This window comes from Enterobacter sp. WCHEn090032 (genome assembly GCF_003986875.1).
Taxonomy (GTDB): Bacteria; Pseudomonadota; Gammaproteobacteria; order Enterobacterales; family Enterobacteriaceae; genus Enterobacter; species Enterobacter sichuanensis.
The window spans coordinates 33,712-46,676 of record NZ_RXRN01000036.1 but is presented as its reverse complement, the minus strand read 5'-3'; the positions used below and the strand labels follow the sequence as shown (position 1 = coordinate 46,676).

At 55.1% G+C, this 12,965-nt stretch carries 12 protein-coding genes; 9 read left to right on the top strand and 3 right to left on the bottom strand.

The features are described from left to right. Nucleotides 1-42: 42 nt before the first annotated feature. From EKN83_RS21235 to mutH, 3 genes are all read right to left on the bottom strand, one after another. A complete protein-coding gene (locus EKN83_RS21235) occupies nt 43-1,083 on the bottom strand; it encodes an NADP(H)-dependent aldo-keto reductase (protein WP_094919657.1) in 1,041 nt (346 codons plus the stop codon). Nucleotides 1,084-1,214: 131 nt separating this feature from the next. Beyond that, the gene (locus EKN83_RS21230; protein ID WP_008499668.1) at nt 1,215-1,433 is read right to left on the bottom strand and encodes a YgdI/YgdR family lipoprotein; all 219 of its coding nucleotides are present in this window, start codon (nt 1,431-1,433) and stop codon (nt 1,215-1,217) included. 128 nt (nt 1,434-1,561) lie between these two features. Continuing rightward, nucleotides 1,562-2,254: a DNA mismatch repair endonuclease MutH gene (gene mutH / locus EKN83_RS21225; RefSeq protein WP_126801650.1), complete on the bottom strand. Its 693-nt coding sequence runs from the start codon at nt 2,252-2,254 to the stop codon at nt 1,562-1,564. 683 nt (nt 2,255-2,937) lie between these two features. Here mutH and rppH point away from each other — a divergent pair. The 9 genes from rppH to recC all read left to right on the top strand — a co-directional run bounded on the left by rppH (nt 2,938) and on the right by recC (nt 12,890). After that, on the top strand, nt 2,938-3,468 hold the full coding sequence (gene rppH, locus EKN83_RS21220; RefSeq protein ID WP_013098553.1) for an RNA pyrophosphohydrolase: 531 nt from the start codon (nt 2,938-2,940) through the stop codon (nt 3,466-3,468). A gap of 12 nt (nt 3,469-3,480) precedes the next feature. Then, complete coding sequence (ptsP, locus tag EKN83_RS21215) at nt 3,481-5,727, top strand: phosphoenolpyruvate--protein phosphotransferase (RefSeq protein ID WP_126801649.1); 2,247 nt, start codon at nt 3,481-3,483, stop codon at nt 5,725-5,727. Between the two features lie 193 nt (nt 5,728-5,920). Further along, nucleotides 5,921-6,796, top strand: coding sequence for a prolipoprotein diacylglyceryl transferase (gene lgt, locus EKN83_RS21210; RefSeq protein ID WP_025760096.1), 876 nt, complete (start codon nt 5,921-5,923; stop codon nt 6,794-6,796). 6 nt (nt 6,797-6,802) lie between these two features. Beyond that, complete coding sequence (gene thyA / locus EKN83_RS21205; RefSeq protein ID WP_047959396.1) at nt 6,803-7,597, top strand: thymidylate synthase; 795 nt, start codon at nt 6,803-6,805, stop codon at nt 7,595-7,597. A gap of 184 nt (nt 7,598-7,781) precedes the next feature. Then, entirely contained in the window at nt 7,782-8,246 is a 465-nt protein-coding gene (locus tag EKN83_RS21200; protein WP_126801651.1) for a prepilin peptidase-dependent protein, read from the top strand. Beyond that, complete coding sequence (locus tag EKN83_RS21195; RefSeq protein WP_045285822.1) at nt 8,237-8,797, top strand: prepilin peptidase-dependent protein; 561 nt, start codon at nt 8,237-8,239, stop codon at nt 8,795-8,797. Before EKN83_RS21200 ends, EKN83_RS21195 begins: the two co-directional genes overlap by 10 nt. After that, nucleotides 8,794-9,195, top strand: a complete 402-nt coding sequence (locus EKN83_RS21190; protein WP_126801648.1) for a DUF2509 family protein — start codon at nt 8,794-8,796, stop codon at nt 9,193-9,195. The genes EKN83_RS21195 and EKN83_RS21190 overlap by 4 nt, the downstream gene beginning before the upstream one ends. After that, on the top strand, nt 9,180-9,503 hold the full coding sequence (locus EKN83_RS21185; protein WP_126801647.1) for a prepilin-type N-terminal cleavage/methylation domain-containing protein: 324 nt from the start codon (nt 9,180-9,182) through the stop codon (nt 9,501-9,503). The genes EKN83_RS21190 and EKN83_RS21185 overlap by 16 nt, the downstream gene beginning before the upstream one ends. Before the next feature lie 12 nt (nt 9,504-9,515). Then, a complete protein-coding gene (gene recC / locus EKN83_RS21180; protein WP_126801646.1) occupies nt 9,516-12,890 on the top strand; it encodes an exodeoxyribonuclease V subunit gamma in 3,375 nt (1,124 codons plus the stop codon). The last annotated feature ends 75 nt before the right edge of the window (nt 12,891-12,965 follow it).

The window sequence follows — 12,965 nt, the reverse complement described above, 5'->3', positions numbered from 1 at the left end:
CAAACCCTAAAAACGGCAACGTGCGTTGCCGTTTTGCTTTTATTACGGTGCCGGGTATGTGTATACCTGATGCACCGCTTCAATCTCCGCTAACACCTCTTCACTCAGGTTCAGATGGAAACTCTCAATGTTGGTTTTCAACTGCTCCAGGGTGGTCGCGCCCAGCAGGGTGCTGGCAACAAACGGCTGACGACGCACGAAGGCAAGCGCCATCTGCGCAGGGTCAAGACCGTGACGCTTTGCGATATCCACGTAGGCGGCGACGGCTTTCTGCGTCTGCTCGCCGCTGTAGCGGGTAAAGCGGCTAAAGAGGGTGTTACGCGCCCCGGCCGGTTTCGCCCCGTTCAGGTATTTCCCCGTCAGCGTGCCGAAACCGAGGCAGGAATAGGCGAGAAGTTCCACCTCTTCGTACTGTGTCACTTCGGCCAGACCCACTTCATAGCTGCGGTTAAGCAGGCTGTACGGGTTCTGGATGGTGACGATGCGCGGCAGATCGTGTTTATCCGCCAGATGCAGATAGCGCATCACCCCAAAGGCCGTTTCGTTAGAGACGCCAATGTAGCGGATTTTTCCCGCACGCTGGCACTCAGCCAGCGCTTCCAGCGTTTCCAGCAGCGTCACGGCAGGGGCGCTTTCATTCCAGCTGTAGCCAAGCTTACCAAAGCAGTTCGTGGGGCGCTGTGGCCAGTGAACCTGGTACAGATCGAGGTAGTCGGTCTGCAGACGCTTCAGGCTGGCATCCAGCGCGGCGCGGATATTTTTGCGATCGAGGATCTGATTCGGGCGGATCCCGGTATCGTTGTTGCGCGCGGGGCCACTGACTTTTGAGGCGATCACCAGCTTTTCACGGTTACCGTGTTTTGCCAGCCAGTTACCCACATACGTTTCGGTAAGTCCCTGCGTTTCCGGACGGGGGGGAACAGGGTACATCTCTGCGACATCAATCAGGTTAATGCCCTGGCTGACGGCATAATCGAGTTGTGCATGGGCATCGGCTTCGCTGTTTTGTTCACCAAATGTCATCGTGCCCAACCCCAGTTGGCTAATTTCGAGAGCGCTGTGGGGGATACGGTGATAATGCATAGCCGGCTTCCTCATGAGACATATAGACCGCGTCAGGGTGTTCCCGACAAAGGAATATAAACATGGCAGAGGGGAAGCAAAAGGGGAAGAAAAAAATCAAAAAGGCCAGCAAGCTACTGACCTCTCTCTGTTTATCGCTCGATAATTTGCGAGACTTCGTCGCGATTGATCTGCATTTTATTGCCTTCCTGATCGCGGTAGCTGACCAGACCGGTATCATCATCGACTTCGGGTTTGCCGTCAGTCAGGATCATTCGACCGTCTTTTGTCGCCATGACGTAATCGCTGCTACAACCCGATACGGCAAAGGCTAAACCGACTGCTGAAACTAACACTGCCCATTTTTTCATCGTTATTGTCCTCATCTGGCTCGTATCAAATCATAGTCTAGTATTAACCCGATATGGCGAATGGAGAAAGCGGTAAAATCTTAAAAACCAGGTGATTATGTTTGAGAGCTCTCAAAATAAGTAAAAAACTATGTGTTAAGCAGGAAATGGCGTGCCAGCAGCGCGCCGGTAAAATTCTTTTTGAGATAAAAACCGCGCGGCAGGGTCAGTATGGGTTCACCCTGTGCGCCGATGGCCTCCGTGAGCGCTTTACTGTTCGCCGCTTTCGGACGCAGCTGTAACACTTCTCCGTGTCGGGCTGTGATGCGCTCTACCTGCCCAAGCACGATCATGTCCATCAGCTCCTCCCAGTCCAGACGCAGCTGGTGCTCCTCATCATCGGTTGGGCTCCAGAGCAGCGGGGCGCCAATGCGACGATCGGCCAGCGGGATCGCCCGCTCGCCTTCAACCGGTACCCACAGGACGCGCTTCAGCTTATGGCGAACATGGCTGGTTTCCCACGTTACGCCGGTATTGCCGGTTAATGGCGCCACGCAGACAAACGTGGTTTCAAGCGGCTTCCCCTGACGGTCTATGGGAATGGTTTTTAACTCCACGCCAAGGGCGGCAAAATCTTGCTCAGGTTTACTCCCTGCGCTGGCGCCCAGCCAGAGCTCGAGCAGCATGCCGATCCAGCCTTTATCCCGTTTCAGATCCTTCGGGATCAGCAGCCCTGCCATGGCGGCCAGCTCGCCAAGCGAAAAGCCTGCCAGGCGCTGGGCCTGTTGTAGCAACTGGCTCTCGCTGGAGGGCGGTGAAAGCAAGGGTGTAAGCGGATGCATGATGGTAACCTTTTGATTAAAAAATAAACGAAGAAATTGTCCCCTGTGGATAGAGTTTAACTTTTTCTGTACCAATATGACATGTCTATGATTTATTGGATATTTTGTCGCGTTGAAATCGTTTCACCGTGGGCGGAAAAGCGGTTGTTCAAATCTGGTCACTGACAATGAACAGGATCTTACACCATGTTATCCACAGAAAAATGGGATAACTGGGCATAACCCTGACTACTGTTTCAATTTACAGCCTTGACGTGCGATGAAAATCGAATTTTCACACAAATTGTGACTAACTTATTGGCACAATCTGTGGATAAAACCGACGCTGTTCGATCTTTCATCAGCACAACGATCTCTGATGTGATGATCGTCACGCTATTCTGCTTTTTGTTTACCGATCTGCATTTAAATAACTGTAAATAAAGAAATTATATTAAGGTGGTATAAGAGGGAGACCGGCGGTGATAAAGGTTGTTCATCGGTAATCAGACACTTCTTCACAACTATATCCACAGAAAAGGTGAATAAAATTCCCCTCGCTGCCTCACATCTGTTTATAACTCAGCACTAATTTGTGAGTTATTCAAATGTTATTAGGTTGCAGGCCTGTAAGAGAGTGGTTTACCGCCTCCCTGTAGTGTGAAACAATCATTCATATATAAGGTTTAGTTTGGGGTAGTCCGGTGATTGATGACGATGGCTACCGCCCGAACGTAGGAATAGTAATTTGTAATCGTCAGGGCCAGGTAATGTGGGCCCGGCGGTATGGTCAGCACTCCTGGCAGTTCCCGCAAGGCGGGATCAATCCGGGAGAGTCCCCAGAACAAGCGATGTACCGGGAGCTTTTTGAAGAGGTCGGTTTAAGCCGGAAAGATGTTCGTATCCTGGCTTCGACCCGCAACTGGTTGCGTTACAAGTTACCGAAACGTTTGGTGCGTTGGGACACAAAGCCGGTTTGTATCGGCCAGAAACAGAAATGGTTTCTGTTGCAGTTGGTGGGTAACGATTCAGACATCAATATGCAGACCAGCAGTACGCCGGAGTTTGATGGCTGGCGCTGGGTGAGCTATTGGTATCCTGTTCGTCAGGTCGTGTCATTTAAACGCGATGTTTACCGTAGGGTGATGAAAGAGTTTGCAAGTGTGGTGATGCAGCTTCAGGAGATCCCGCCTAAGCCGCAGAGCGCACCTGCCTGGCGACGTAAAAGAGGTTAAGCTACGCAAATCATGCTCACCCGCTTGCGAGAAATAGTCGAGAAGGTGGCCAGTGCGCCGCGTCTGAACGAGGCGCTGAATATTCTGGTCACTGACATCTGTCTTGCGATGGAGACCGAGGTCTGTTCGGTGTATCTGGCCGACCACGATCGACGCTGCTATTACCTGATGGCAACCCGTGGTTTGAAAAAACCACGTGGACGCACTGTAACCCTCGCATTTGATGAAGGTATTGTGGGTCTGGTTGGGCGGCTGGCTGAACCCATCAACCTTGCTGATGCGCAAAAACACCCCAGCTTCAAATACATTCCTTCCGTAAAAGAAGAGCGCTTCCGCGCTTTCCTCGGTGTGCCGATTATCCAGCGTCGTCAGCTGCTCGGCGTGTTGGTTGTCCAGCAGCGTGAACTACGTCAGTACGATGAAAGCGAAGAGTCTTTCCTCGTGACGCTGGCTACGCAGATGGCGGCCATCCTCTCTCAGTCTCAGCTTGCCGCGCTCTTTGGTCAGTACCGCCATACGCGCATTCGTGCCCTTCCGGCCTCGCCAGGGGTGGCGATTGCTGAAGGCTGGATGGACGCCACGCTGCCGTTGATGGAGCAGGTTTACGAAGCCTCAACGCTTGATGAAGCGCTTGAGCGCGAGCGCCTTACCGCCGCGCTGGAAGAGGCGGCGAATGAATTTCGCCGCTACAGCAAACGTTTTGCCGCAGGCGCGCAGAAAGAGACGGCGGCCATTTTTGACCTCTATTCGCACCTTCTCTCCGATGCGCGTCTGCGCCGTGAGCTTTTTGCGGAGGTGGATAAAGGCTCGGTCGCGGAGTGGGCAGTTAAGAAGGTTATCGAAAAATTTGCCGAGCAATTTGCGGCGCTGACCGACGGTTACCTGAAAGAGCGGGCCGGGGATCTACGGGCCCTCGGACAACGGCTGCTGTTCCACCTTGATGACACTATTCAGGGGCCGAATGCCTGGCCAAAACGGTTTATTCTGGTCGCCGATGAACTCTCGGCAACGACGCTGGCTGAACTGCCCCAGGACAGGCTGGCCGGTGTCGTGGTGCGCGATGGGGCCGCTAACTCCCATGCCGCCATTATGGTGCGCGCGCTGGGTATTCCGACCGTTATGGGGGCGGATATCCAGCCGTCGGTTCTGCACCGACGGACGCTGGTGGTGGACGGCTATCGCGGAGAGCTGCTGGTCGATCCTGAGCCGGTTCTGCTGCAGGAATACCAGCGTCTTATCAGCGAAGAGAATGAATTAAGCAAGCTGGCAGAAAATGACGTTAACCTGCCCGCACAGCTTAAAAGCGGTGAGCGGATCAAAGTGATGCTCAATGCCGGTTTAAGCCCTGAGCACGAAGAAAAGCTTGGCAGCCGCATCGACGGTATTGGCCTGTACCGCACTGAGATCCCGTTCATGCTGCAGAGCGGTTTCCCCTCCGAAGAGGAGCAGGTGGCGCAGTATCAGGGCATGCTGCAGATGTTTAACGACAAACCGGTCACCCTGCGTACGCTGGATGTCGGGGCGGATAAACAGCTGCCCTATATGCCGATCAGTGAGGAAAACCCGTGCCTGGGCTGGCGTGGGATCCGCATTACGCTCGATCAGCCTGAGATCTTCCTGATCCAGGTGCGCGCGATGCTGCGCGCCAATGCGGCGACGGGTAACCTCAGCATTCTGTTGCCGATGGTCACCAGCATTGATGAGATCGACGAAGCGCGGCGGCTGATTGAACGCGCAGGCCGTGAAGTGGAAGAGATGATTGGCTATGCGATCCCGAAACCGCGGATCGGGGTGATGCTCGAAGTGCCTTCCATGGTCTTTATGCTGCCGCAGCTGGCAAACCGGGTTGATTTTATCTCCGTCGGCACGAACGACCTGACGCAATATATTCTGGCTGTCGACCGTAATAATACCCGCGTCGCCAGTATCTACGATAGCCTGCATCCGGCGATCATTCGTGCGCTGGCGATGATCGCCCGGGAAGCGGAGCAGTACGGTATTGATTTACGCTTGTGTGGTGAAATGGCAGGGGATTCGATGTGCGTCGCGATCCTGATTGGTCTGGGATACCGCCATCTGTCGATGAACGGCCGGGCCGTCGCACGCGTGAAGTATCTGTTGCGCCATATCGATATCAACGATGCCCGCGAGCTGGCTGAACGCAGTCTTGAAGCGCAACTGGCAACCGAGGTTCGCCACCAGGTCGCCGCGTTTATGGAACGACGCGGCATGGGCGGTCTGATCCGCGGCGGTCGCTAATCGCCTTTCGCCCTCTCCCTGTGGGAGAGGGCACCAGCGCGCATAAAATCCTATACACATCTTTTACATCTCTGGCGCATCCTCCGCGCCCGCCTTATGCTATGATTCGCAACTTTGGAGCCTCTGCTTACGGCAGAATCGCATTTCTACCGCTGTCCACTTTCAGCGGAATAACAACATCTTGTGGTGACAGATGAACAGTGGTTATCTGCATTTTCCGGAATTTGATCCGGTCATTTTCTCAATAGGACCTGTTTCGCTTCACTGGTACGGTTTGATGTACCTGGTGGGCTTCATTTTTGCCATGTGGCTCGCTGGCCGTCGCGCCAGCCGTCCTGGCAGCGGCTGGACCAAAAACGAAGTTGAAAACCTGCTGTATGCGGGCTTCCTCGGCGTGTTCCTCGGCGGCCGTATTGGGTATGTGCTGTTCTATAACTTCCCGGTATTCCTGAATGATCCGCTCTATCTGTTCCGCGTCTGGGACGGCGGCATGTCCTTCCATGGCGGTCTGATTGGGGTGATCCTGGTGATGGTGATTTTTGCCAAACGCACCAAACGCAACTTCTTCCAGGTTTCCGATTTTATCGCACCGCTGATCCCGTTTGGGCTGGGCGCTGGCCGTCTGGGTAACTTCATCAACGGTGAGCTGTGGGGACGTGTCGATCCGAGCGTGTCCTTTACCATGCTGTTCCCGGGCTCGCGTGCGGAAGATATCGCCCTGCTGCCATCACACCCGGAGTGGCAGTCCATTTTCGATACTTACGGCGTTCTGCCGCGCCATATGTCTCAGCTGTACGAGCTGGCGCTGGAAGGCGTGGTGCTGTTTATCATCCTGAACCTGTTTATCCGCAAGCCACGTCCAATGGGGGCCGTGTCCGGTCTGTTCCTGATTGGCTATGGCGCATTCCGTATCATCGTCGAGTTCTTCCGTCAGCCGGATGCGCAGTTTACCGGCGAGTGGGTACAGTACATCAGCATGGGGCAAATCCTCTCCATTCCGATGATTGTCGCGGGTGCCATTATGATGATTTGGGCGTATCGTCGTCGTCCACAGCAACAACTTTCCTGAGGAACCATGAAACAGTATCTTGAATTGATGAAAAAAGTGCTCGACGAGGGCACGCCGAAAAACGACCGCACCGGTACCGGTACGCTCTCCATTTTTGGCCACCAGATGCGCTTCAATCTGCAGGAAGGCTTCCCCCTGGTGACGACGAAGCGCTGCCACCTGCGCTCGATCATTCATGAACTGCTCTGGTTCCTGCAAGGCGATACCAACGTTGCATATCTGCACGAAAATAACGTCACCATCTGGGACGAATGGGCAGATGAGAACGGCAACCTGGGCCCGGTTTACGGCAAGCAATGGCGCGCATGGCCAACGCCTGATGGCCGCCATATTGACCAGATCACCACCGTGATGAATCAGCTGAAGAACGACCCGGACTCGCGCCGCATCATCGTTTCCGCCTGGAACGTGGGCGAGCTGGATAAAATGGCGCTGGCACCGTGCCACGCGTTCTTCCAGTTCTATGTCGCAGACGGCAAGCTTTCCTGCCAGCTCTACCAGCGCTCCTGTGATGTGTTCCTCGGCCTGCCGTTTAACATCGCCAGCTATGCGCTACTCGTTCACATGATGGCCCAGCAGTGCGACCTGGAAGTGGGTGATTTTGTCTGGACCGGTGGGGACACCCATCTCTACAGTAACCATATGGAACAGACGCATCTTCAGCTGACGCGCGAACCGCGTGCGCTGCCGAAGCTGATTATCAAACGCAAACCGGCGTCAATCTTCGATTACCGCTTTGAAGATTTTGAGATTGAAGGTTACGACCCGCACCCAGGCATCAAAGCGCCCGTCGCTATCTGATGGGTTAAAGCGTGACACAACCGGTGCTTTAGAGCGCCGGTTTTTTTTCGCCCTTATCCCCTTTCCCGACGCGCTATCCAGAAAGCGTGCAACACGCTGCAACTCTCCTGATTCTGCGGATAACGCCTCGTAAAACGATCATTCGTTGCTCGTCATGTCAACGGCGCTTCGCCACACTCCCGGTATGAAAAAAGAGAACGGTTTTACGCTTATCGAAACGCTGGTCGCCATTTCGCTTGTGGTTGTCCTCAGCGCTTCAGGTCTGTACGGCTGGGACAGCTGGCAACGGCAGCAGCGGCTGTGGCAGACCGCCAGTCAGGTGCGAGATTACCTGCTGTTTCTGCGCAACCATGCCAACCGTCATAACCGCGACCACCAGATTACTCTTCAGCGGGTGGGCGAAAAAAGCTGTCTGATGAGTTCTGTCGTGCAGGCCTGCGAGAAAGGCAGCCCCTTTGTACTGATTCCGCTCTGGCCTGACGTGAAGGTGAGTGAGGTAACGTCCTCTTTAGGGTTCTATGGATTACGGAATACAGCGTGGGCAGGGCGGATACGCGTTCAAAGCCAGGCTGGAGAATGGCTGATCATTGTCTCAAATGGAGGGCGCATCAGGATGTGTAAGGTCTCAGAGGAAAGTCCATGTCGATGAGGCAGCGCGGTTTTTCACTGACTGAAGTGCTGATTGCCACGGCGGTAAGCAGCCTTTTGCTGATAAGCGCATCGCGTTTCTTACCCGGCCTGCAGCGGGCGGTACTACTGCAATCCGGGCAGCGAGAGCGGGAGGAAGAGGTCTGGCAGCACCTGTTTGCGATCGGCAAACAGCTTCAGCGTGCGGGATACTGCGCGGGAAACTGTCAGGGACAAGGGCTGTTAATCGGCAGGCAAGGGAGCTGTGTCATTGTGCGGTGGGATGCCAACAGTAACGGCAAATGGGATAGCACAGCATCAGAAAACGACAGCACCGGTTTTCGCCTGGAATCGGGGGCGCTGGAAACCCTGCGTGGGGCAACGTCGTGCGAAGGAAAGGGATGGGAAAAGCTCACGGACCCGGAAAGTCTGGCGATCACGCACTTTAAGGTGAGTAAAGCCGATCGCGCCGGTTTTGCGCCAGAGCTGAATATTGAACTGGCTGCTCTTCGTCAGGGTGAACAGGGGGAACCCTGGCAGGCGCTGTACACGGTTACGGGGTACAACCTGTGAGGCGTCAACGCGGAATCTCTTCGCTAGCTCTGGTACTGCTGTTGCTGGTGCTCGGTACTCTGATCCTTACCGGCCTTAACCAGCAGCTCGTGACCTTTAGTGCGCTCGTCGCGGGTGAGAGCCGGTCGCTCCAGCAACAGGCGTCTGTGCAGTCCGCGCTTGAGTGGGGACGCGTTCAGCGTTGGTCATCAGCGCCACAGGTTCAGTGCAAAAAGGTATTCTCCTTGCAGGTGTGTTTGCGTCCGCTGGGTGAGGCGCATGTGCTACTGATTGCCGGCGGCAATGACCTGCTGCTCTGGCGTGCAGGGGAAATTATCGACGGTAAAGTTCACTTTTCGCCGCATGGCTGGAGTGATTTTTGTCCCCTACAGGAGAGTGCGTTATGTCAGCTGCCGTGAACAGAGAAAGAGGGTTTAGCATGGTGGAGGTTCTGTTGGCGATGATGTTGCTGGTGATGATCGTGACGGCACTGGCGGGTTATCATCGGGCGCTGGCGGCGCGGTTTGTCGTGTTTAACCAGTATCGCCAGCTTTGGCACCATGCCTGGAATCAGACACAGCTCTCACCAAAGAGTCTCCCCGCAGGCTGGCAGGCCAGTCGGGGGCAGACAACGTTCGCCGGATGTGTCAGCATCACGGTTACACTAATTTCTCCTCTGGGGCGGCGCGGTGAGTTAACGCGTCTGCATTGCCCGGTTAGCCAGTAGTCGGGAGCGTCTATGTTAAGGGTCTACCACTCAAATCGTCTGGATGTGCTGGAAGCACTGATGGAATTTATCGTTGAGCGCGAGCGGCTTGACGATCCTTTTGAGCCTGAAATGGTGCTGGTGCAGAGCACCGGTATGGCGCAGTGGCTGCAAATGTCGCTTTCGCGTAAGTTTGGCATTGCCGCCAATATTGATTTCCCGCTGCCGGCGAGTTTTATCTGGGAGATGTTTGTCCGCGTATTGCCGGACATTCCGGAGCAAAGCGCCTTCAACAAGCAAGGCATGAGCTGGAAACTGATGGCGCTGCTGCCAGAAATGCTGCAGCACGATGAATTTGCCATGCTGCGCCACTACCTCAATGACGATACCGATAAACGCAAGCTGTTCCAGCTGGCGTCGCGCACCGCCGACCTTTATGACCAGTATCTGGTCTACCGTCCGGAGTGGCTGGCCCGCTGGGAAGCGGGTGAGCAGGTAGAGGGGTTGCCAGAGGCGCAGGTCTGGCAGGCTCCCTTGTGGAAAGCGCTGGTGGAACATACGGAGAAACTTGGCCAGCCTAAGTGGCACCGTGCCAACCTCTATCAGCGGTTTATCTCTGTTCTGCAAAACAGCAATGAACGACCGCCGCGACTGCCTTCCCGTGTGTTTATCTGCGGTATTTCGGCGTTGCCACCGGTTTACCTGCAAGCGCTGAATGCGCTGGGTAAACATATCGACATTCATATTCTCTTTACTAACCCCTGTCGCCAGTACTGGGGCGATATTCAGGATAGTCGCTGGCTTTCTCGACTGGTGAGCCGCCAGAGGCGACGCCTTTTTGAAGAGCGTACCGTCCCCCTGTTTAAGGACAGTGCCTCCGCCGCGCAGCTTTTCGATGAACACGGTATTCAGAACCTGCCCAATCCGCTTCTTGCCTCCTGGGGGAAGCTGGGGCGTGATTACATCCATATGCTCTCCGACATCACGTCATCAGGCGAAGGCGATGTGGATGCCTTCGTTGAAATCTCTCCGGACAGCCTGCTGCATCATATTCAGTCAGATATTCTGGATCTGGAAAACCGCGCCGTTATGGGCGTGACGGCGGACGAGTTTGAACGCAGCGACAGGAAACGAAAGCTGGATCCTGACGATCGCAGCATGACGATCCACGTTTGTCATAGCCCACAGCGTGAAGTCGAAGTGCTCCACGACCAATTGCTGGCGATGCTGCAGGCGGATCCTGAGCTGACGCCGCGCGATATCGTGGTGATGGTGGCGGATATCGACAGCTACAGTCCCTTCATTCAGGCCGTGTTTGGCAGTGCGACAGGCGAGCGGTACCTGCCTTACGCCATCTCGGACCGTCGCGCCCGTCAATCTCATCCGGCGTTACAGGCATTTATCACGTTGCTGTCGCTGCCGGATAGTCGGTTTATCTCCGAAGATGTCCTGGCCTTACTGGATGTGCCCGTGCTGGCTGCACGCTTCAACATCAATGAAGAGGGGTTACGTTACCTTCGCCAGTGGGTTAACGAGTCTGGCGTGCGCTGGGGGATTGACGATGATAACGTCCAGGAGTTTGAACTTCCCCCAACCGGGCAGCACACGTGGCGATTTGGCCTGACGCGTATGCTGTTGGGCTACGCCATGGAAAGCAGCCAGGGCGAGTGGAACGAGGTTCTGCCTTACGATGAGTCCAGCGGCTTGATTGCGGAACTGGTGGGACATTTGGCGTCACTACTGATGCAGCTTAACCGCTGGCGACACGCACTGATGCAGCCGCGCCCGCTTGAAGAGTGGCTCCCGGTTTGCCGGGCACTGCTCAATGATTTCTTCCTGCCAGACAGCGATACCGAAGCGGCGATGGCCCTCATTGAAACGCAGTGGCAGGCTATCGTCGACGAGGGGGTAAATTCCCACTATCACGAGGCGATTCCGTTGTCGCTACTGCGGGATGAGTTGACGCAGCGGCTTGATCAGGAGCGAATTAGTCAGCGTTTCCTGGCGGGTCCGATCAATATCTGTACCCTGATGCCAATGCGTTCTATCCCGTTTAAAGTGGTTTGCCTGCTTGGCATGAATGACGGCGTCTATCCGCGCGCGCTGGCGCCGCTGGGGTTCGATTTGATGAGCGCAGACCCAAAACGGGGCGACCGTAGCCGCCGTGATGATGACCGCTATCTCTTCCTGGAAGCACTCATTTCCGCCCAGAGTAAGCTCTATATCAGCTATATCGGCCGTTCCATTCAGGACAACAGCGAGCGTTTCCCTTCGGTTCTGGTGCAGGAGCTGGTGGATTATATCGGCCAGAGCCATTACCTGCCGGGGGATGAAGAGCGCAACTGTGATGAGAGCGAGCAGCGGGTGAAAGCGCATATCACCTGTCACCACAGCCGCATGCCGTTTGATCCGGTGAATTACGTTGCCAGCGAGCGCCAGAGCTATGCCCAGGAGTGGCTGCCGGCGGCCAAAAAAGAGGGGAGCGCGCATACCGATTTCATTCAGGAACTTGACCCGCTACCGATTGATACCCTGACCGTCGAACAGCTTCAGCGGTTTTGGGCGCATCCGGTGCGCGCTTTCTTCCAGCAACGATTACAGGTCAACTTCCGCTCTGAAGAGAGCGAAATTCCTGATGCAGAACCCTTTACCCTGGAAGGGCTGGAGCGCTATCAGTTAAACCTGCAACTGCTGAATGCGCTGGTTGAAGAGGAAGATGCGGACAAACTTTACCGCCGCTACCGTGCGGCAGGGCAACTGCCTTATGGTGCGTTCGGGGAGATCGTCTGGGAGGCGCAGTGTCAGGAGATGACTGCTCTGGCAGAGCGCGTCAGAGCGTGTCGACAGCCCGGGAAGAGTATTGAAATCGATCTCAACTGTAATGGTGTGCAGCTTACGGGCTGGTTAACCCAGGTTCAGCCAGATGGTCTGCTGCGCTGGCGGCCCTCAATGCTGAGCGTTTCGCAAGGATTGCAACTCTGGCTGGAACATCTTGTCTACAGTGCGGATGGCCATAAAGGCGAAAGCCGCATCTTTGTGCGCAAAGAGGGCGAATGGCGCTTCCCGCCGATGGAGGCGGAGCAGGCCTTACAATACCTGTCTTTGTACATTGAGGGCTACCGTCAGGGAATGAACAAACCGCTCCTGCTCCTGCCTGAAAGTGGCGGGGCCTGGATAAAAGCCTGTTATGACGCGCAGAATGATGCGATGTTAACGGATGAGGCGTCACTGCAGAAGGCGCGCAGTAAATTTATGCAGGCCTACGAAGGAAACATGATGGTGCGTGGCGAAGGGGAAGATGTCTGGTATCAGCGCTTATGGCGCGCGCTTGAACCCGAGTACTTTGAGGCGATCAAGGAAGAGGCGCAACGCTACTTGTTACCGTTGTTCAGATTTAATCAGTCCTGAGTGCTGTATAAAAATTGCGCAGCCAGGGGTGTTCATTTATGATGCACTTCTTATCACGGACTGATGTACCCAAAG

Bases quoted from the DNA above. Each gene is read 5' to 3' on its own strand.
- EKN83_RS21185 (WP_126801647.1), top strand. From the start codon at position 9,180: ATGTCAGCTGCCGTGAACAGAGAAAGAGGGTTTAGCATGGTGGAGGTT.
- EKN83_RS21230 (WP_008499668.1), bottom strand. From the start codon at position 1,433: ATGAAAAAATGGGCAGTGTTAGTTTCAGCAGTCGGTTTAGCCTTTGCC.
- thyA (WP_047959396.1), top strand. From the start codon at position 6,803: ATGAAACAGTATCTTGAATTGATGAAAAAAGTGCTCGACGAGGGCACG.
- EKN83_RS21195 (WP_045285822.1), top strand. From the start codon at position 8,237: ATGTCGATGAGGCAGCGCGGTTTTTCACTGACTGAAGTGCTGATTGCC.
- EKN83_RS21200 (WP_126801651.1), top strand. From the start codon at position 7,782: ATGAAAAAAGAGAACGGTTTTACGCTTATCGAAACGCTGGTCGCCATT.
- recC (WP_126801646.1), top strand. From the start codon at position 9,516: ATGTTAAGGGTCTACCACTCAAATCGTCTGGATGTGCTGGAAGCACTG.
- ptsP (WP_126801649.1), top strand. From the start codon at position 3,481: ATGCTCACCCGCTTGCGAGAAATAGTCGAGAAGGTGGCCAGTGCGCCG.
- mutH (WP_126801650.1), bottom strand. From the start codon at position 2,254: ATGCATCCGCTTACACCCTTGCTTTCACCGCCCTCCAGCGAGAGCCAG.
- EKN83_RS21235 (WP_094919657.1), bottom strand. From the start codon at position 1,083: ATGCATTATCACCGTATCCCCCACAGCGCTCTCGAAATTAGCCAACTG.
- lgt (WP_025760096.1), top strand. From the start codon at position 5,921: ATGAACAGTGGTTATCTGCATTTTCCGGAATTTGATCCGGTCATTTTC.